At 34.6% G+C, this 260-nt stretch carries 1 protein-coding gene; it reads left to right on the top strand.

Features of this window, described 5'->3' with window-relative positions:
• On the top strand, positions 1 to 198 hold a 198-nt coding region (locus PZC42_RS24910), incomplete at its 5' end, for a hypothetical protein (RefSeq protein WP_277214291.1).
• Positions 199 to 260: the final 62 nt, after the last annotated feature.

A 260-nucleotide genomic window follows, 5' to 3' on the forward strand; every position in this document is an offset into this window, starting at 1 on the left:
ATTATACATTCTGATGTATGCGATGCGATGAGTGTTGAGGCTGGCGGATGGTTTGGTTATTTTTTTTCCTTCACAGATGATTTGAGCTTTTATGGATATATCTACTTGATGAAACATAAGTCTGAAACATTTGAAAAGTTCAAAGAATTTCAGAGTGAAGTGGAGAATCATCGTAACAAGAAAATAAAGTTTCTATGATCTGATCACGGAGGCGAATATTTGAGTTACGAGTTTGGCCTTCATCTAAAATAATGTGGAAT

Source organism: Isoptericola croceus (assembly GCF_029382255.1).
In the GTDB taxonomy this organism is placed as follows: Bacteria; Actinomycetota; Actinomycetes; order Actinomycetales; family Cellulomonadaceae; genus Isoptericola; species Isoptericola croceus.